General features: G+C 59.6%; 19 protein-coding genes. 6 read left to right on the top strand and 13 right to left on the bottom strand.

Features of this window, described 5'->3' with window-relative positions; translation table 11 throughout:
• Window positions 1–3 precede the first annotated feature (3 nt).
• The 4 genes from edd to ACXAH8_RS19420 form a co-directional block, all read right to left on the bottom strand.
• Window positions 4–1,809, bottom strand: coding sequence for a phosphogluconate dehydratase (edd, locus tag ACXAH8_RS19435; protein WP_475220271.1), 1,806 nt, complete (start codon window positions 1,807–1,809; stop codon window positions 4–6).
• 2 nt (window positions 1,810–1,811) lie between these two features.
• A complete protein-coding gene (gene zwf, locus ACXAH8_RS19430; protein WP_475220270.1) occupies window positions 1,812–3,257 on the bottom strand; it encodes a glucose-6-phosphate dehydrogenase in 1,446 nt (481 codons plus the stop codon).
• A 161-nt stretch (window positions 3,258–3,418) separates the two neighbouring features.
• Window positions 3,419–5,662 carry a phosphoenolpyruvate--protein phosphotransferase gene (gene ptsP, locus ACXAH8_RS19425; protein WP_170471907.1) on the bottom strand — a complete coding sequence of 748 codons (2,244 nt, stop codon included), beginning with the start codon at window positions 5,660–5,662 and terminating at the stop codon, window positions 3,419–3,421.
• 46 nt (window positions 5,663–5,708) lie between these two features.
• Complete coding sequence (locus tag ACXAH8_RS19420) at window positions 5,709–6,947, bottom strand: aspartate kinase (RefSeq protein WP_170377908.1); 1,239 nt, start codon at window positions 6,945–6,947, stop codon at window positions 5,709–5,711.
• A gap of 165 nt (window positions 6,948–7,112) precedes the next feature.
• On the opposite strand from ACXAH8_RS19420, the gene ACXAH8_RS19415 reads away from it, so the two are divergent.
• Window positions 7,113–7,469, top strand: a complete 357-nt coding sequence (locus ACXAH8_RS19415) for a hypothetical protein (RefSeq protein ID WP_475220269.1) — start codon at window positions 7,113–7,115, stop codon at window positions 7,467–7,469.
• Here ACXAH8_RS19415 and ACXAH8_RS19410 read toward each other — a convergent pair.
• The 5 genes from ACXAH8_RS19410 to ACXAH8_RS19390 all read right to left on the bottom strand — a co-directional run bounded on the left by ACXAH8_RS19410 (window position 7,463) and on the right by ACXAH8_RS19390 (window position 10,507).
• Window positions 7,463–8,101: an SDR family NAD(P)-dependent oxidoreductase gene (locus ACXAH8_RS19410; RefSeq protein ID WP_475220268.1), complete on the bottom strand. Its 639-nt coding sequence runs from the start codon at window positions 8,099–8,101 to the stop codon at window positions 7,463–7,465. The genes ACXAH8_RS19415 and ACXAH8_RS19410 overlap by 7 nt on opposite strands.
• Window positions 8,102–8,104: 3 nt before the next feature.
• Window positions 8,105–8,560: a DUF1178 family protein gene (locus ACXAH8_RS19405; RefSeq protein WP_475220267.1), complete on the bottom strand. Its 456-nt coding sequence runs from the start codon at window positions 8,558–8,560 to the stop codon at window positions 8,105–8,107.
• A gap of 72 nt (window positions 8,561–8,632) precedes the next feature.
• Window positions 8,633–9,094 (bottom strand): NUDIX hydrolase, encoded by a 462-nt coding sequence (locus ACXAH8_RS19400; protein ID WP_475220266.1) that lies wholly within the window; start codon window positions 9,092–9,094, stop codon window positions 8,633–8,635.
• A 121-nt stretch (window positions 9,095–9,215) separates the two neighbouring features.
• On the bottom strand, window positions 9,216–9,959 hold the full coding sequence (locus ACXAH8_RS19395) for an EcsC family protein (RefSeq protein ID WP_475220265.1): 744 nt from the start codon (window positions 9,957–9,959) through the stop codon (window positions 9,216–9,218).
• Between the two features lie 53 nt (window positions 9,960–10,012).
• Window positions 10,013–10,507 (bottom strand): GNAT family N-acetyltransferase, encoded by a 495-nt coding sequence (locus ACXAH8_RS19390; protein WP_475220264.1) that lies wholly within the window; start codon window positions 10,505–10,507, stop codon window positions 10,013–10,015.
• 72 nt (window positions 10,508–10,579) lie between these two features.
• Here ACXAH8_RS19390 and ACXAH8_RS19385 point away from each other — a divergent pair, with 72 nt between their 5' ends.
• On the top strand, window positions 10,580–11,185 hold the full coding sequence (locus ACXAH8_RS19385; RefSeq protein ID WP_475220263.1) for a flavin reductase family protein: 606 nt from the start codon (window positions 10,580–10,582) through the stop codon (window positions 11,183–11,185).
• Window positions 11,186–11,322: 137 nt separating this feature from the next.
• Here the strand turns inward: ACXAH8_RS19385 and ACXAH8_RS19380 are convergent, their stop codons facing one another.
• Window positions 11,323–12,957, bottom strand: a complete 1,635-nt coding sequence (locus ACXAH8_RS19380; RefSeq protein WP_170471921.1) for a SulP family inorganic anion transporter — start codon at window positions 12,955–12,957, stop codon at window positions 11,323–11,325.
• Window positions 12,958–13,175: 218 nt separating this feature from the next.
• On the opposite strand from ACXAH8_RS19380, the gene ACXAH8_RS19375 reads away from it, so the two are divergent.
• The gene (locus tag ACXAH8_RS19375) at window positions 13,176–14,048 is read left to right on the top strand and encodes an S-methyl-5'-thioadenosine phosphorylase (RefSeq protein WP_475220262.1); all 873 of its coding nucleotides are present in this window, start codon (window positions 13,176–13,178) and stop codon (window positions 14,046–14,048) included.
• Window positions 14,049–14,050: 2 nt separating this feature from the next.
• Here the strand turns inward: ACXAH8_RS19375 and ACXAH8_RS19370 are convergent, their stop codons facing one another.
• The gene (locus ACXAH8_RS19370; protein ID WP_475220261.1) at window positions 14,051–14,887 is read right to left on the bottom strand and encodes an alpha/beta hydrolase; all 837 of its coding nucleotides are present in this window, start codon (window positions 14,885–14,887) and stop codon (window positions 14,051–14,053) included.
• Window positions 14,888–15,054: 167 nt separating this feature from the next.
• Here ACXAH8_RS19370 and ACXAH8_RS19365 point away from each other — a divergent pair, with 167 nt between their 5' ends.
• The gene (locus ACXAH8_RS19365) at window positions 15,055–15,684 is read left to right on the top strand and encodes a LysE family translocator (RefSeq protein ID WP_170377892.1); all 630 of its coding nucleotides are present in this window, start codon (window positions 15,055–15,057) and stop codon (window positions 15,682–15,684) included.
• Here the strand turns inward: ACXAH8_RS19365 and ACXAH8_RS19360 are convergent.
• Entirely contained in the window at window positions 15,681–15,854 is a 174-nt protein-coding gene (locus ACXAH8_RS19360) for a hypothetical protein (protein ID WP_170377890.1), read from the bottom strand. The genes ACXAH8_RS19365 and ACXAH8_RS19360 overlap by 4 nt on opposite strands.
• Before the next feature lie 324 nt (window positions 15,855–16,178).
• Between ACXAH8_RS19360 and ACXAH8_RS19355 the strand changes: the two genes are divergently transcribed.
• Both ACXAH8_RS19355 and ACXAH8_RS19350 read left to right on the top strand, forming a co-directional pair.
• A complete protein-coding gene (locus ACXAH8_RS19355; protein WP_170477435.1) occupies window positions 16,179–16,718 on the top strand; it encodes an adenine phosphoribosyltransferase in 540 nt (179 codons plus the stop codon).
• 169 nt (window positions 16,719–16,887) lie between these two features.
• The gene (locus ACXAH8_RS19350) at window positions 16,888–17,370 is read left to right on the top strand and encodes a fasciclin domain-containing protein (protein WP_170377886.1); all 483 of its coding nucleotides are present in this window, start codon (window positions 16,888–16,890) and stop codon (window positions 17,368–17,370) included.
• Between the two features lie 36 nt (window positions 17,371–17,406).
• On the opposite strand, the gene ACXAH8_RS19345 is transcribed toward ACXAH8_RS19350, so the two are convergent.
• Window positions 17,407–18,822, bottom strand: coding sequence for an FAD-binding oxidoreductase (locus ACXAH8_RS19345; protein ID WP_475220260.1), 1,416 nt, complete (start codon window positions 18,820–18,822; stop codon window positions 17,407–17,409).
• Window positions 18,823–18,844: the final 22 nt, after the last annotated feature.

Raw genomic sequence — 18,844 nt, 5'->3', positions numbered from 1 at the left:
GGGTTAAACTCCGAAAATGCTGGCACCTGTGTCGGCGGACCCGACATTCTGGCGGAACGCGCCGAAGAGGTCGCGACCAACGCCGTGCTGGTTGGCAGACAGATCAGCAGTCGCTGGGCTGCGGTCGAGGACGCCGGGGGTGAGGATTTCAAGCTCACCCTTTACCGCATCGACGCGCAGAAGATCACCGTCTTGCAGATAGCCGATGGCACCACCGTCCAGCGCTTCGGGGCAGACATGGATGGCGGCGGGAACCTTTCCCGACGCACCAGACATGCGGCCATCGGTGACCAGAGCGACCTTTTGGCCCCTGCCCTGAAGGATCGACAGTATCGGTGTCAGCGAGTGCAGCTCGGGCATGCCGTTGGCCTTCGGGCCCTGGAACCGAACAACGACGATGACATCATCGGTGAATTCTCCGGCCTTGAAGGCGGCTTTGACATCGTTCTGGTCGTGGAACACACGGACGGGCGCTTCGACCACTTGGTGCTCGGGTGCCACAGCCGAGACCTTCATGACGCCGGTGCCCAGATTTCCGGTCAGGCGCGACAGACCACCGGTAGGCTGGAACGGGTCCTTGGCCGGGCGCACGATCTTTTCATTCAGGCTGTGACCCGCACCGTCTTCCCAAACCAGCTCGCCGTCTTTCAGCTTTGGTTCCTTGGTGTAGTTGTGAAGACCCTGCCCCGCGACGGTCAGTGTGTCGGGGTGCAGCAGCCCATCCTCCAACAGCGTGCTTATGGTAAAGCCCAAACCCCCGGCGGCGTGGAAGTGGTTCACGTCGGCCAGACCGTTGGGATAGACCCGCGCGACCAGAGGGACCACGGCAGAAATATCCGAGAAATCCTCCCAGTCTAGAACGATACCACCCGCGCGCGCCATGGCGATCAGGTGGATCAGCAGGTTGGTCGAGCCGCCTGTGGCCATCAGGCCAACGATACCATTGACGAAGGCGCGTTCATCGAGGATCTGGCAGACCGGTGTGTAGTGATTGCCCAACGCGCTGAGAGACAGGGCGCGGCGTGCGCCTTCCTCAGTCAGCGCATCGCGCAAAGGCGTGTTGGGGTTGACGAAGCTAGAGCCCGGCAGGTGCAAGCCCATGAACTCCATCAGCATCTGGTTGGTGTTGGCGGTACCGTAGAAGGTGCAGGTGCCGGGGCCATGGTAAGCTGCCATTTCAGCCTTCATCAGAGCATCGCGACCAACCTCTCCGGCAGCGAATTGCTGACGCACCTTGGCTTTTTCGTCATTCGGTAGACCGCTGGTCATCGGACCAGCGGGCAGGAAGACGGCCGGCAGATGGCCAAAGGCCTGCGCGCCGATGATCAGGCCGGGCACGATCTTGTCGCAAACCCCAAGAAACACCGCCGCGTCATAGGTGTTGTGGCTGAGAGCCACGCCCGTCGCCAGCGCGATCACATCGCGCGAGAACAGCGACAGTTCCATCCCCGCCTCGCCTTGGGTCACGCCGTCGCACATGGCGGGAACCCCGCCTGCGACCTGCGCTGTACCGCCTGCCGCGCGGATCGCCTGACGGATCAGCTCGGGATACCGCTCGAACGGTTGGTGGGCCGAGAGCATGTCGTTATAGGCGGTGACGATGCCAAGGTTCCCAGCCGTACCGGTCGCCATCGAGTTCTGATCCTCACCGGCACCGGCATAGGCATGCGCCTGACCACTGCAGGACAGATGCGCACGGGCGGGGCCCTTGGATTTGGCCTGTTCCATGCGCTCAAGATGCGGGCCGCGCAGGTCGGCGCTGCGGTCGATGATGCGTTTAGTGACGTCCGAAATAATTGTATTGACCATGATTACCCTCCGATCTGACGCCAACGGCGTCCATCGCGATGCATCAGCATCAATGCTTCTTCGGGCCCTGAACTGCCCTGATCGTATTTTGCGGGCTTGTCGCCACGCTCTTCCCAGCCGCGAATGATGGGATCAACCCAGGCCCAGGCGGCCTCGGCCTCATCGCCGCGCATGAACAGGGTTTGGTCGCCGCGGATCACATCCATGATGAGACGTTCATAGGCGTCGGGCGATTGCGCGCCATCGCCCAACGCATCGGCAAAGCTCATGTCGAGCGCCACGTCGGACAGACGGAACCCGCCCTGCCCCGGTTCCTTGATCGTAGTGCGCAGAGTGATGCCCTCGTCCGGCTGCAGACGGATCACCAGCACATTGCCGTGCAGAGGCCCCACATTGGGAAAAATCGTATGCGGCGGGTCGCGGAAGAACACCGCAATTTCGGACTCGCGCGCCCTCAGGCGTTTGCCGGTGCGCAAGTAAAAAGGCACGCCCGCCCAACGCCAGTTGCCGATATGAGCCTTCAACGCAATGAAGCTTTCGGTACGGCTGGCGGGATCGCCGACATGATCGAGGTAACCGTCGCCGCCCTTGTCCGTGCGATATTGGCCACGAGCGATATCCTTCGGCTCGACCGGCTCCAGCGCTTCGATCACCTTAACCTTTTCATCTCGTACCGCGTTTGGCGCGAATTTCGAAGGCGGCTCCATCGCGGTCAAGCAGAGAAGCTGCACCAGATGGTTCTGGATCATATCTCTCATCGCGCCGGATTGGTCGTAGTAAGCACCGCGCCCCTCGACCCCGACAGTCTCGGCCACGGTGATCTGCACGTGATCGACATGGGTCGCGTTCCAAAGCGGCTCGAAAAGGGAATTGGCAAAGCGCAGCGCCATCAGGTTCTGCACGGTTTCCTTGCCCAGATAGTGGTCGATCCGGTAGATTTGATGCTCTTCAAAACAGGCGCGCAGCCCCTCGTTCAAAGCCTTAGCCGAGGCCAGATCATGACCGAAGGGCTTTTCCACCACGATCCGGCTGTCAGGCGTTGCAAGCCCGTTATCGTTCAGACGCTGCGCAATGCCTGAGAACAAGCTCGGTCCGACCGACAGATAGAAAGCCCGCACCACATCCGGGCGCAAGGCTTTGGCCAGATCGGCCCAGCCCGCATCGCCCAGCGCATCCACTGGCACATAGTCAACATGGGTCAAAAAGCGATTCAGAGTGTCCTTGTCGTAACTCGGCGCGAATTTATCCATCGAAGCGCGCAACTGGTCACGAAACCCGTTACTGTCCATGTCGGACCGGGCGGTTCCGATGATCCGCGCATCCTCCGGCATCTGGCCCATTTCAAACCGGTGATACAGCCCTGGCAAGATCTTGCGCTGCGCCAGATCGCCCGTCGCGCCAAACAGCACGAGGTCGAACGGGTCTACCGGGATGACGCGTGAAACCATGATCAGCTTCCTTTTATGCTTCCTGCCTCAAGAAGCAGAACCTCAGTCGCGATGTGGGTCGCTGGCACGGCCCTGAATGTTATCGCTAACATTTCCACCGCTGGATACGGAACCTTGAAATAAAAATCAAGCCCGGAATCCCCAATAGGCCGACTGATGGGTCACGATTGCGACCGCAACCACTCCATGACCGCCGGGCGCACGGATTGCTCACCACGATGACGTGCATCCGCGATGATCTTGCGGACGTCCTGCAGGTTCGATCTCAGCAACAGGCTTTTGACCGGCCCGATCGAAGCCGGACGCATGGACAAGGTGCGGATCCCCATCGCCGCCAAACACAGTGCCTCAACTGGGCGGCCGGCATCCTCGCCACAGAAACTCAGCGGCGTATCCGAGATACTGCAGCGTTCCACGATCCGTTCGATGAAGCTGAGGAAGCTGACGTTCAACGTGTCATATCGGCGGCGCACCAGCTCGTTTTCACGATCGGCGGCAAAGAAGAACTGTTTCAGGTCGTTGCCTCCGATCGAGATGAAATCCACCTCATCAAAGAACTTTTGCGGTGAGAACGCCAGCGACGGCGTTTCCAGCATCGCCCCCACTTCGAGCGTTTCCGGCAGAATATGGCCAAGACGCTTTTCACGCTCGATGGTTTTGTTGACCTCCCAACGGGCCTCGCGGAACTCCTCAGCCTGCGCGACGAAAGGAAACATGATGGTTAGTGGGCGGCCATTGGCGGCGCGCAACAGGGCCTGCAGCTGCATCCGCATCACGCCGCGCTTATCCAGACCAACGCGAATCGCACGCCAGCCCAGCGCCGGGTTCGGTTCGGCCACGTGCTTCATGTAGGGCAGAACCTTGTCGGAGCCGATATCGAGGGTCCGGAACACAACGCGCTTTTCTCCGGCCGCGTCCAGAACCCGCTGGTATTGGGTCACCAGCTCAGACCGTTTCGGCATCTGGTTGCGGATCAGGAATTGCAGCTCGGTCCGGAACAAGCCAACGCCTTCCGCGCCCGAGTTCCCGAGCGAGGGCAGATCGGCCATCAGGCCCGCATTCATCGCCATGTTGATCCGCGCGCCATCCTGCGTAACGGTTGGCGTTTCCCGGATCGAGGCATAGCGCTCCTGCGCTTTGGCCTGCATCGCGATCTTGTCGCGAAACGCGCTGACAACACTGTCTTCGGGGCGCAGATGGACAACGCCGTTGTCCCCATCGACAAGAATGTGGTCGCCGTTCAGAGCTTCGGTCGTGATCCGCCCGACATGCACGACCAAAGGGATCGCCAGCGCGCGGGCCACAATCGTGGCGTGGCTGCCAACCGAGCCTTCTTCAAGGACGATCCCCTTCAGGGACCGCCCATATTCCAGCAGGTCTCCGGGGCCGATATTGCGGGCGATCAGGATCGGATCGGGCGGCAGATCGGCGCTATCGGTCTTGCCCTGCCCCGTCAGGATGCGCAGCAAGCGATTGCTGAGGTCATCCAGATCCGCCAGACGTTCCCGCAGATAGGGGTCGGTCACCTGACCCATACGGGCGCGTGCTTGCGACTGCTCTTTCTCGACCGCGGCCTCGGCGCTGAGGCCGAGAGCGATGTCTTCCTCCATCCTCCGCATCCAGCCCTTGGAATTGGCGAACATACGGTAGGCTTCCAGAACTTTTAGTTGCTCTTTGTCACCGTTCTGTGAGATTTCGAGCATCTTGTCGACGCCGACGCGCAGCTCCTCGACCGCCTCATTCAACCGCTCGCTTTCGCGGTGCGGGTCTTCGGCAATCGGGTTGGTCACGACTACGCGCGGCTCGTGCAGCCAGACATGCCCCTCGGCAGACCCTTCCTGCGCCGGACCGCCGGTCAATTGCACCGATTGCTGGTGCAAGGGGGAAAGGGCCGCGCCTTCGCCAACGAACGCGCCCAGTTCCGCCATCTCAGCCAGAACCATTGCGACCACTTCCAGCGCATAAATTTCATCGGCAGAGAATTCACGCGCGTCACGGGACTGCACCACCAGAACGCCCAGTTTCTGACCCAGCCGCTGTACCGGTACTCCGAGGAATGAGGAAAAGCGTTCCTCGCCAGTTTCCGGCATGAACCGGAACCCCTTGGCCGCGGGCGCATCTGCTGTGTTCACAACCTTGCCGGATTTGGCCACCCGGCCCACAAGACCTTCGCCCAGACGCATCCGGGTTTGGTGGACGGCCTCGGGCGAGAGGCCCTCAGTCGCGCAAAGCTCAAGGGTTTCTTCGTCACGGAACAGATAGATCGAGCAGACCTCGCAGCGAATGCTGTCCGCAATCAGCTGCGTGATGCGGTCGAGACGCTCCTGACCGGCCGCCTCGCTCGCCATTTCCTCGCGCAGCCGAACCAGCAGCTTGCGGGATTCTGTTTCCGTACCGTCTGCCATGGCCCAACCCAATTAGTGCGTCAGGCGAAACCTTTGGCCGATCAGCTCAGGCCGCCTTGTCCAGTTCAAAGGCATCATGCAGTGCCTGAACCGCAAGTTCCATGTATTTCCTGTCGACAAGGACGGAAATTTTGATCTCAGAGGTTGTAATGACCTTGATGTTGATCCCCTCATCCGAGAGAACCTTAAACATTTTGGCCGCCACACCCGATTGCGAGCGCATGCCGATGCCCACCACCGAAACCTTGCAGACGTCTTCGTCGGCCACCAGCTCGGCATAGTTCAGTTCGCCCGCATCCTTGATCGCCAACAGCGCCTTTTCAGCGCGCGCCACCTGATCGGTCGGGCAGGAGAAGGTCATGTCCGTACGCCCTTCGTCCGAAATGTTCTGGACGATCATATCCACGTTCACGCCCTCATCGCTGAGCGCGGTGAAAATGATCGATGCGATGCCGGGGCGGTCGGCCACGGAAACGACGGTCATCTTGGCTTCGTCGCGGGAATAGGCCACACCGGCCACAACATTGGATTCCATGATATCCTCCTCGTCGCAGACCAGTGTACCGGCCTCGTCTGATTGTTCTTCGAAACTTGAAAGAACGCGCAGTTTCACCTTATAGCGCATCGCCAGCTCGACCGAGCGGGTTTGCAACACTTTCGCGCCCAGTGACGCCAGTTCGAGCATTTCCTCGAACGAAATCCGGTCCAGCTTGCGCGCCTTTTCGCAGATGCGCGGGTCGGTCGTGTAGACGCCATCGACGTCCGTGTAGATATCGCAGCGCTCGGCCTCAAACGCGGCAGCAAAGGCAACAGCGGTCGTGTCCGAACCGCCACGGCCCAGCGTCGTGATCCGGCCTTCGGGGCTGATACCCTGGAAACCGGCAACCACGGCCACCCTCATGCCTTCGCCGAACTTTTGGTTCAGGTTGTCGGTCGGAATTTCCTCGATCCGGGCCGAGGAATGCGCGCCATTGGTCAGCAGCGGCACCTGCCAGCCCTGCCAGCTGCGCGCCGGAATTTCCATCTCCTGCAACGTCAGCGCCATCAGGCCGGCGGTGACGTTTTCGCCCGACGACACCACAGCATCATACTCGCGGGCGTCGAACAGCGGCGAGGTCTCGTTCACCCACCCCACCAATTCGTTGGTTTTGCCGGACATTGCCGAGACGATGACAATGACGTCATAGCCCTTTGCCACCTCAACGCCGATGCGTTTCGCCGCGCGGCGGATGCGGTCAAGATTGGCAACCGATGTGCCACCGAATTTCATCACGAGTACGGGCATGGGGGCAAGTGTCTCCGCGCCTTGGATTTAAAGTCCCGAGCCTCATATGCGAGGGGGACACCAAGAGCAAGGGGCGCTGCATAACAGATATTGCGTCACGGGGCCGCTTTACTTTCCGAAAACGCAATGTCAGCCTAGCGCTAAAGCAATTCCAAGAGGTTATTCATGCATCGTTTCGCAACCGTCCTTGCCGTGATCGCATCCCCAGCCCTGTCCCAGCAGGCCAGCGTGGCTGGCACCGATGGACAGAACGCGCTGGGTACGGTTCCCTGCGCCGGCAGAGCCGGTGATCCGCTGCAAAGCTGCAACGCCGAGCTGCGCCGCCGTGATGATGGCACCGCAACATTAGCCGTGATGTTGCCCGGTGGTGATGTTCGCAGAATTTACTTCACCGATGGCATTCCGGATTCCAGCAGCTCGCCCTCACCGATCAACCATGAAGTTCGGGGCGACATCATGGTGATTTTCATCGAACCCGGCGAAGTGTATGAACTGCCCAAGGCCGCGCTGAACACTCAGTAGGCGTGAGGCTTCCCGTCGTAGGTTTCGAAACAACCTGTGTTGTCCAGCGACAGCGCATCGAAACGCTCCATCAGGCCAGCGACGGCTTGATCCACATGGATGTCCGCCGCTGAGCCACCCATGTCGGTCTTCACCCAACCGGGGTGATAAATGCCCACTGCAATCCCATCCGCCTTTAAGTCGGCCGCCAGATTACGCCCCAAATTCAACGCCGCCGCCTTGGAGGCGCGGTAGATGTAGCTGCCGCCCGGCGCGCGGGTGTGCGATGCCATCTGAGACGACATGATCGCAATCCGTCCGACAGCCGCGCGCAGATTGGGCAGCAATGACTGCACAGTCAGGAAAACGCCAGTGACATTGGCCGCAAAACTCTGCGCCCACATCTCGGCGGGGTAGTCATCAATGCTGTGACCTTTGTCCAAATAAACGCCCGCATTGCAAATCAACAGGTCGACCGGCTGCCCTTTTAGCTGGTCCGCCATCGCCGCTTGCTGCGCCGGATCGGCTACGTCCAACTGAACCTCGGCGCTGCCATCACGCGCAGTTCCCGTGACGCCATGACCCTGCGCGCGATATCGCTCCGCCAGAGCCCATCCAATTCCCCGATTGGCTCCGGTAATCACGATATGCATGGGTCAGTTTGTCTTTCTGCTGGGAATAAAGGGAAGTGGCGCAACCGGTACCCCGTCTTCGATCAGGGATTTCGCCTCATCCGGTTTCACTTCGCCATAGATCGAGCGCTCGGGTGCTTCGCCCAGATGCATCTTGCGCGCCTCCGAGGCGAAGTCATGGCCCACATAGTCCGAGTTTTCTTCGACCTTGCGGCGTAGTTCGGCCAAGACGCGTTCAACTTCAGTGGGGGTGCTGGCTACGTTGATATCATCCGATGACGGTTTTGGCATTTGCGCGGTCTTCTGGGCATCCCGCGCAGGCCGGACACGCGGAGTCATGATCGCCTTTTCAACATGGGCACATCCACATACCGCGCATGTCACCATGCCCGAGGCTGCCAGCTTGTCGTAGGCTTCGGCAGATTGGAACCAGCTGTCGAAACTATGGCCCTTGCTGCACTTCAACGCGTATTGAATCATGGTCCTTCCAAAATGACGGTTGGCGAATAGATACCGACCGAAACTCCAATATCAAGTCTCTCAGCATTAAGTTTAGTGTATCCGGGGCGCAAATTTGCGCAAAATAGCGGCAAGATCCGGCGAGTTGACTCTCGATGCGGCCTTTTGAAGCGTACACCACTTACGTTTCCGCTGCCCTGTCTCTGGGAACTGATTCTGAACCTGATCCACATGCAGTGGGTAGACATCCACCGCGCACAGAACCGGACCACGCTTGGCGCAGGTTTTGGCCATCGAGAACTGGCCCAGCTTGACCGGCACACATGTGCCGATCACACCGGCCTCTTCCCAAGCTTCCTGAGCCGCGGTTTCCGAGGCGCTTAATCCATCAATCAACCAGCCTTTCGGGATGATCCAGCGCTGCGCCTTGCGGGAGGTGATTAACAGAACCTCAGGACGACCTCGCGACAACCGATAGCACAACGCGGCTGCCTGAGGCAGGACCGGAACCTGCCCCACATCGAGGTTTAGACTGGACGCCCGAGAAACCTTCATCGCGCCACACTCACTTTCGCATCAGATCAGTGCCTGTATACCGCGTCTTCTATTAAGCTTTTATATCGCGGCCTGTTAAACTCAGTATACCACATGATGCGGCAGCGACCAAATCTAACCGCTACATACGCGCGCTGAGCCTGCGAACCAGAACATCGTGTGAGATATCCGCGTCCATCGCCAACCGACGCAAACCAAAGTGAACATGGGCGATCTGCTGGTAGTAGCGGGTATAGATGTAATTCGTCCCACCCCCCGCAAGCGCCCCCAGAACCGGTACGGATTGCGCCGCCAATTTCTGACCCAACACAACCGATAGTTTTGGCGCCACAGCCGCAATCAGTTTCTGCATCGCAGGGCCTGTCAACGTCAGGCGCACGGAAAAGAACCCCAGATCCGCTCCGTCATCGTGCGACAAGGGACCTGCAGCCGCCAACACCCGAACACAGTCGAATTTCACGTTTTCTTCAGCCGGATCAAAGCCTTCACGCGCGGCTGCCCCTTGGATTGAGCGCAACAGCATCGCTGTGGTCGCCGGCAACTCGACCAAGGCGGTAGACAGGCCACCCAATCCGCCCGCAGCGCCCATTGCCGTTGTGACCGCGGTGTTCAGCCAAGGGGCCTGATCCGGTACGACCTGCCGCGATCCTTGCGCTGCCTGCATCGCCATCCAAAGGGCTTGCTCGGTCGCTCCGGTCAAGCCGTTGCGCAGAGGTTCGGGCAGTTGATCCAGCAGGGATTCCGCCGACCCGCCCAAAGCGTTGAGCAGTTTGACACCCGCCCCACCGGCCGAGCGGTAGTGTTTCGCCAAGCGATCCAATTCCGCGTCCGCGTCGACACTGTCGATCAGTATAACATCCTGCATCCGAACCCTCCGTTCCTTGAAAGATCGGTATTTCAGCGCGGTGTTTCAATAGTTCAGCGCGACCAGCGGGTTACGGCTCCGGTGATATTGTCCCACTTTCCGGGGCTCAGAGCCATGCCCAAAACACGGTCGGGGTTGGTTGGCGGGGGCATCTCAACCCCCGTCAATGGCGTGAACCCAAAACGGGCGTAATATGGCGCGTCGCCGACCAGCATGACGCGGTCCCAACCCTTTTCCCGCCCCGTTTCAACGCCGGAATGAATGAGGTAGCCTCCAAGCCCCTCGCCCTGATGAGTGGGGTGAACTGCAACAGGACCCAACAGCAAGGCGTCATGATCACCGACATGAACAGGCCAGAACCGGATCGCTCCGGCCAGAATTCCCTGCCCATCGCGCGCAACCAGAGACAAACCGGTCACTGGCGGCACATCATCGCGCAAACGGTAAGAGGAAAGCGCCTCACGCCCCGGCGCAAAGCACAGATCATAGAGGGCCTCGACCTCCCACCAATCCTGCGGCTCTTCCGGCCTGATCGCGAAGTGCTGCACGCCTGCCCTCTTTTCCTAGCTGGCAATCGCCCTAGCACTTCGTTACGCCTTGGGCAAACGCTTGGAGACCATATGTTCTATCGCCCCGAAGACGGCCACGGCCTGCCGCACAACCCGTTCAACGCCATCATCACCCCGCGCCCAATCGGATGGATTTCGTCGCGCGACGCTAACGGGATCAACAATCTGGCGCCTTACTCATTCTTCAACGGGGTCGCCTACTCCCCGCCGCAGGTGATGTTTGCCACAACCGGAACCAAGCACGACCAGGATGGCGGCAAGGACAGCATCGCCAATATCGAGGCAACGGGCTTATTCTGCGTGAACATCGTAGCCTTTGCCCACCGAGATGCGATGAATGCGAGTTCAGCCGGACTGCCAAAAGATACCGACGAATTTGCCCATGCAGGCCTGACAGCGGTCGAGTGCGAAACCATTGCCTGCTCACGCGTTGCAGATGCGCCCGCTGCGCTGGAATGCAAGCTGACCGAGATCACGACTCTACCCGGTGAGGCGAACCGCGTTGTCTTTGGCGAAGTAACCGGGGTCCATCTGCGCGATGACTGCCTGAAGGATGGCAAATTCGACGTGACAACCTTCCAGCCTTTGGCGCGGCTTGGCTACCGAGACTATGCCGTTGTCACCGAGCTGTTTTCGCTGAACAGGCCGGATGATTGAGGCCTGTCCCAAGGGGGCGCTGCCCCCGCCGCCCTGCGGCGACTCCCCCGGGATATTTTTAGCCAGATGAAGCAGGGGATCCTTTGTTCATCTGGCCTCAAATATCCCGGAGCGCGAGGCAGAGCCTCGCAAATACCTCAGTGGCCACCCAGGATGCCGGTACGGACCGAGTAGTCCACGGCCAAGCCGTAATCCGGGTCATCGTCGCTATCGACCATCAAGTGGCCCGCTTTGTTCAGCAGCTTGTGGCAGTCGTGGCTAAGATGACGCAGCATCACACGCTTGCCCGCAGCCTCGTATTTTGCAGCGACGTTTTCGATGGCCTGCAGGGCGGATTGATCGACCACGCGGCTTTCGGCGAAATCCACAATGACCACGTCGGGATCGTTCGGAACGTCGAACAGCTCGACAAATCCGTCCGACGAGCCAAAGAACAACGGACCCTGGATTTCATAGACTTTCGCGCCCTTTTCCGTCTCAGAGTCGCGGGTGACAGCATGGATACGCTTGGCGTTATTCCATGCATAGGCCAGGGCCGAAACAATCACGCCGACGACAACCGCAACCGCAAGGTCTTCCATCACCGTAACGACAGTCACCAGAACAATCACGAAGGCGTCCATCAAAGGCACCTTGCGCATGATCTTGAATGAGTTCCAGGCGAAGGTCCCGATCACCACCATGAACATTACACCAACCAGCGCAGCCAGCGGGATTTGCTCGATCAGCGGCGAGGCGAACAGGATGAAGATCAGCAGGAACAGAGCAGCCGCGATGCCCGCAATCCGGGTGCGACCGCCGGACTTCACGTTGATCATCGACTGGCCGATCATGGCGCAACCACCCATGCCTCCGAAGAAGCCGGTGGCTACGTTTGCGACGCCCTGCGCGATGCATTCCTGCGAGGCTCCGCCACGCTTGTTAGTGATCTCACCCACAAGGTTCAGAGTCAGCAGAGATTCAATCAGGCCAATTGCGGCCAGAATGACCGCGTAGGGCAAGATGATCTCGAGCGTTTCGAAGTTCAGCGGCACCATCGGGATGTGGAAGGCAGGCAAGCCGCCCTCGATCGAGGCCAGATCACCGACGCGCGGCACATCCAAACCAAAGCCGATCACCAGCGCGGCAACCACCAGAATACCGGCTAGAGGGGCCGGAATGATACGCGTGATCCGCGGCATGACCCATATCACCGCCATGGTTAGCGCGACGAGACCCAGCATTGTATAGAGTTGCATGCCTGAGAGCCACTCGCCCCCGCTCATCCCGTGGCCGGTGTTTTCCATGGTTCCGGGGACCTTGAACTGGCCCATCTGCGCCAGAAAGATCACAATCGCCAGCCCGTTCACAAAACCCAGCATCACCGGATGCGGCACAAGGCGAATGAAACGCCCCCAATGCATCGCACCAGCTATTACTTGCAGAATGCCCATCAAAACCACGGTTGCGAACAAGTACTCGACCCCGTGCTGCGCGACCAACGCCACCATTACGACCGCCAAGGCCCCCGTCGCGCCCGAAATCATGCCGGGGCGGCCTCCGATCAGCGCGGTGATTAGGCCGACCATGAAGGCCGCGTAAAGACCGACGAGAGGATGCACGCCCGCGACAAAGGCAAAGGCCACGGCTTCGGGCACCAGCGCCAGTGCAACCGTCAGACCTGACAGCAGCTCAATCCGCAGGCGCGACACGGTAAGGCCCTCATCGGGCACCCAACGGAGATCGGGCTTGGCAATACGGTTGGCAAAGCTTGCCAGCATGGCTCGGGGCATGGGACGGTCCTGTGGGTCTTTGTGTTCGCGCGAAAGGGCGCCTTTTACCTGTCAAAGCACCCAAGAGATACCGCGATCAGCGGGACCCTGATATGCGTCAACCGCATAGCTTAACAGCACAACTCGCGATGAACCGGTGCAAATGGCTGAGACCACTTGCCAATTTCGCCTGCGACCCGCAGTGTTTTCCCGCATGGATTGAGCAGCGGAGACCCAACGTGACCCAAACAAAAATCGCCGTCATCGGCGGATCAGGCATTTACGACATCGACGGGCTGGAAAATGCGGAGTGGGTCCGGGTTGATACGCCTTGGGGAGCGCCCTCCGATCAGGTTCTGACCGGATCATTGGATGGAGTCGATATGGTGTTTTTACCCCGCCACGGGCGCGGACACATCCATTCGCCAACCGAAGTGCCTTATCGCGCCAATATCGACGCTTTAAAGCGGCTGGGTGTGACGGATGTGATATCGGTCTCGGCCTGCGGATCATTCCGCGAGCATATGGCGCCGGGTGATTTCGTGATCGTGGATCAGTTCATCGACCGGACATTTGCACGAGAGAAAAGCTTTTTCGGAACCGGCTGCGTGGCCCATGTCAGCGTGGCGCATCCCACCTGCCCGCGTTTGTCGAATGCCTGCGAAGAGGCCGGAATAGCCGCTGGTATTTCCGTGCATCACGGCGGCACCTATCTGGCGATGGAGGGGCCGCAGTTTTCGACTCTGGCCGAGTCCAAGATGTACCGCGAACAGTGGGGCTGCGATGTGATCGGCATGACCAATATGCCTGAGGCGAAACTCGCCCGCGAGGCCGAGCTTTGCTATGCCTCGGTTGCGATGGTCACTGACTATGACAGCTGGCACCCTGATCATGGCGAGGTCGACGTGACCTCGATTATCGCAACCCTGACCGGGAATGCAGAAAAGGGCCGGGCTTTGGTCAAAGGGCTGCCAGGCTTGCTGGGTCCGATCCGCACGCCCTGCCCGCATGGGTGTGACCGGGCCCTGGACCACGCGATCCTGACCGCGCCGGAAAATCGCGACCTGACCGTGCTGGCAAAGCTGGACGCGGTGGCCGGCCGGGTTCTGTAGTCTTACTGCGGCGGCAGATTGTCTTGCACGGTCTGCCACAAGCCATGCGACCAGAGATCATTGTGTGTGCCGCCCTCAATCATGAACAACTGAGCCTCGCCTCCTTCGGCAAGCGCTTTTCCGTGATGCGGCGGGACGACGATGTCTTCGGAGCCATGAAAGATCAGCGTCGGCACCTCAATTTGGCCGATGATGTCGCGTGTGGCGAACTTGTCCTGCATGAGAAGTGAAACGGGCAGCCAAGGGTAGCGCTCGGCCGCGACATCAACGGTTGCGGTAAAGGGTGCTTCCAAGACCAGCAGTCCCGCGTCAGGGCGCTGTGCGGCAACAGCAGCCGCGACGCCAGTTCCGAGGCTCTGACCATGAAGCACAACCGATTGGCCCTGTGCGCTTAGTTGGTCATAGAGGGCCAGACCGTCAGCGACGAAAGCGGCCTCGGATGGGGTGCCATCGCTGCCGGGGAACCCTCGATAACTTGGCGCGAGCAGACCGAAGCCGCTGTTCAGGATTTCACGTAGCCGGTCGGCGCGATCTCCCAGATTACCGCTTTGTCCGTGGAAAAACAGAACGGTCGGCGCATCCTCAGCCACTGCAGGCGCGGACCAGACCGTCAGATCGGTGCCATCCGACATGGGCAGCGACAGGACCTCGACATCCGCCAAACCGATCGCGCTGGGTTCAGGCAACACGCCGGATGGTTTGAACAGCAGATCGCGCTGATTCACATACATATAAACCACGGCCAACACATAGAGCGCCGCGATCACCGCAATCAGGACAAATGCGCCTTTTCTCAGCCGCGCTGTGTGGTCTTGCGTCAGGTTCTGAGTCTGCTCCATCGGGGCCTCCGTTCATCCGTCTTATCAGTCTGGGCATCGATGCGCGGGATTCAAGAGAGATGTATCAGGCTTAATCCGGCCTTTAGAATTTCTGGGCGAGGCTGAAACCGCTTGACGCCTGCTCCGTGTGAGGGCTTGCTGCGAGGCGAACAGGAACAGGATGACCCATGTCTTTAGAACTCTGGTTGGCCTTTGTGGCCGCATCGACCGCGTTGCTGCTGATCCCCGGACCGACCGTGCTGCTGGTTCTCAGCTATGCGCTATCAAAAGGGCGCAGCGTGGCGGTTGCCTCGGCCACCGGTGTTGCCGTTGGTGATCTTGTCGCGATGACAGCGTCTCTGCTGGGTTTGGGCGCTTTAGTTCTGGCCTCTGCCACGTTGTTTTCTGTGTTGAAGTGGATCGGGGCCGCCTATCTGGTCTGGTTGGGCATCAAACTGTTGCGCAGCGCGCCATCGGGTGGGTTGAACCCGGTTGAAACAGGGCGTGATGTTACCGCGCGCGGGGTTTTCGGACATGCGGCAGCAGTTACCGCCCTGAACCCGAAATCAATCGCCTTTTTCATCGCCTTCGTCCCGCAGTTCCTGCGCCCAGCCGAACCCCTGGGCCCTCAATTCGCGATCCTGATTGCGACCTTCGTGGGCCTCGCGTGGCTGAATGCGCTGGCTTACGCGCTTCTGGCCGATCGACTGCGGCTCATGATCGGGCGCGCTGGCGTGATCAACGCAATGACACGGTTCGGAGGACTAGCTCTGATCGGAATGGGCGTTGCGACGGCTGTACTGCGGCGACCCGCCTAATCGTCTGCGTGTTCTTTCATGAACCCGCGGATAAAGCGGCGGATTTCGCGTGCGGCTGACGTGTCCAGCTCTTTACACAATTCGACAAAGGCATCACGTTCGTCCTTATCCAGACGCAACACCAACTGACTGTTTTTCTTGGTAGAACCCTTACCGTCTTTCTTCGCCACGCGCCTTAATCCCGCAAAACACTTGATTCTCTCCGCGATGCAATGTATATACATAGCATATAGGATGTAGATATCGGGCACCTAACAACAAAAAAAGGATTTTGGCAATGAACCTTCATGCGGCTCAGGCATTTCTTTTGAGAGACCAGCGCAATTGGCGCAAACCTCACCTGTCGTGGCTCCCCGCCACGCTGTACCGGTACTACGGACTATCAAAGGCCGTCCCGAACCGGCGCAGATAGGCGCAGGCGGCAATCTCTCCTTGCAAGGTTGACCCCAATGGGCCAAACACCCCGGCGTGTTCTGATGCCAAAGGGGTGCCTCATGTCCAGAAACAACTCGGTCAAGGATTACATCCGAACCATCGTCGATTTCCCTCATGAAGGGATCATGTTTCGCGACGTCACCACCCTGTTTGCCGATCCGCGCGGATTTCGCATGGCCATCGATCAGATGCTGCACCCCTATGCGGGCGAGAGGATAGACAAGGTCGTCGGGCTTGAGGCGCGCGGTTTTATTCTGGGCGGCGCAATTGCACACCAGTTGAGCGTCGGTTTCGTTCCCATCCGCAAAAAGGGCAAGCTGCCCGGCACCACGATCAGCCAGGACTACAAGTTGGAATATGGCGAGGCGATCGTCGAAATCCACGATGACGCCATCCAAGCAGGCGAAAAGGTTCTGGTCGTCGATGATCTGCTGGCCACCGGCGGCACCGCTGGCGCTGGCATCAAACTGATTGAGCGGCTGGGGGGTGAGATCATCTCTTGCGCGTTTATTGTGGATCTGCCTGAGCTGGGCGGGCGCAAAGTGCTAGAGGATATGGGCATGGATGTTCATGTCCTATGTGAATTCGAAGGTCTGTGAGCCGAAAAAACTCACATATTATTGTATTGAAATTTGAAACAGCGTTGGCTTAGCGCTGTTTCGCGACTGTTCAAGGCAATTCTTTGCGCAAAACGCGTGATCCGTATGCGCAGATCGCCGTATCCCGATTGATGCTGCTTGAAGCATTTCTAATTTGGGAGACCATAAAATGTTCCGCAAACTCGCAGTCGCTAGCGTCGCAACGATCCTGTTGGGCACATCCGCAATGGCAGACGGTCACGGCAAAGACATCGTCGATACCGCCGTCTCAGCCGGTAGCTTCGAAACCCTCGTCGCCGCCGTTCAGGCCGCCGAACTTGTAGACACTTTGAAAGGCGAAGGTCCCTTCACCGTGTTCGCCCCTACGGATGAAGCGTTCGCAGCTCTGCCCGAAGGCACAGTGGCCGACCTGCTGAAGCCCGAAAACAAAGACCAGTTGGTCGCCGTGCTGACCTACCATGTGGTGCCGGGCAAAGTGATGTCGGGCGATCTGTCCGACGACATGACCGCGGCCACGGTACAGGGCGGCGATATCACGATTGATCTGGATTCGGGCGTGATGGTGAATGACGCCAACGTCGTTCAGGCTGATATCGAGACATCAAACGGCGTGATCCACGTGATCGACAAGGTCATTCTGCCCGCATCATAAAGCAATCAGACACGGTCCGGACCGTTCGGGCCGTGTCTACGCCTTCAGGATCGCTCCGGGGTTCATGATCCCTTTTGGGTCCAAGGCAGCCTTGATCCCTCGCATCGCCTGAAGTTTGACGGGATCGCCATAGCGCTCCAAGTCCTCGACCTTCAACCGTCCCACCCCGTGTTCCGCGCTGACCGAGCCGTCAAACGCGTGAACAAGATCGTGAACCGCGTTCTTCACCGCTTTGCGGTGGCCATCAAAGGCATCGCGGCTCTGACCCTTGGGCGGGAAGACGTTGTAGTGAAGGTTACCATCGCCCAAATGCCCGAAACAGTTGATACGGAACGGACCTAACGCGCCGATCGCCTCGGCACCCTGCCGAATGAATTCGGGGATGGTCGAGATCGGGACCGATATATCATGGCTCGAGACGGACCCGATCAGGCGGTTGGCCTCAGGGATACGCTCACGCACGGCCCAAAGCGCGCGGCGCTGCGCCTCGCTCTGGGCAATCACGCCATCTTGGACAAGGCCCCGAGGCTCCGCAGCAGCGAAAATCGCCTCCAAACGCTCAGACGCGGTCTGCCCGGCCGCCAATCCAAGCTCGATAAGCACGCTCCATTCGGGCGGCGTATCGAATGGCTGGCGCACATCGGGCAGCACCTCGGTCAGGAAACCCAACCCTTGCCGGTGGATCAGTTCAAACGAACTGACCGTCTCGCCCACCAAATCGCGCGCAAGGGCCAGCAGGTCGATCGCGGCCTCGGGCGAGGCCACTTGAAACATCGCTGTCCCTACCTCAGCCGGACGTGGAAACAGCTTAAGGGAGGCGGCGGTGATGATCCCCAGCGTCCCCTCGGACCCGATCAACAGATTGCGTAGATCATAGCCCGTGTTGTCTTTTCTCAACCGGCTCAGCCCATGCCAGATTTCACCGCTGGGCAACACCGCCTCTAGCCCCAGACACAGATCACGTGCATTACCATATCGCAGCACGTTGACGCCCCCGGCATTGGTCGCGAGGTTGCCCCCGATCCGACACGATCCCTGCGCGGCCAGAGACAGGGGAAACAGCCTGTCCGGCGCCTCTGCTGCGGCCTGCACGTCCTCAAGAACGGCCCCAGCCTCGGCAATCATTACGTTTTCAGTTGGATAAACCGCGCGAATGGCGGTCATACGCTCCAGTGAGATCAACAAAGGTGCCGGACCAGAGGTCATGACCTGCCCACCTACCAAGCCCGTGCCGCCGCCATAGGGCACAACCGGCACGCGCGCACCCGAGGCAAGCCGAACCAGCGCCGCCACGTCCTGCACGTTGCGCGGCAGGGCCAACAACCCAATTTCGCCCGCAAACCGGTTGCGCGGCTCTTCCAGGTAACGTTCAGAAACCGGACGCAACACATCATCGCCCAATTCAGCGCGAATGGCGTCAGCAAGCTTGGCATCTGCGGGGTTCAAATCCATTCGCCTTCCTTGCCCAACATGC

The sequence above is a fragment of the Ruegeria sp. ABV3_008 genome (assembly GCF_056161185.1).
The sequence above is the reverse complement of the archived record's forward strand: the minus strand, read 5'-3'. Positions and strand labels throughout refer to the sequence as shown.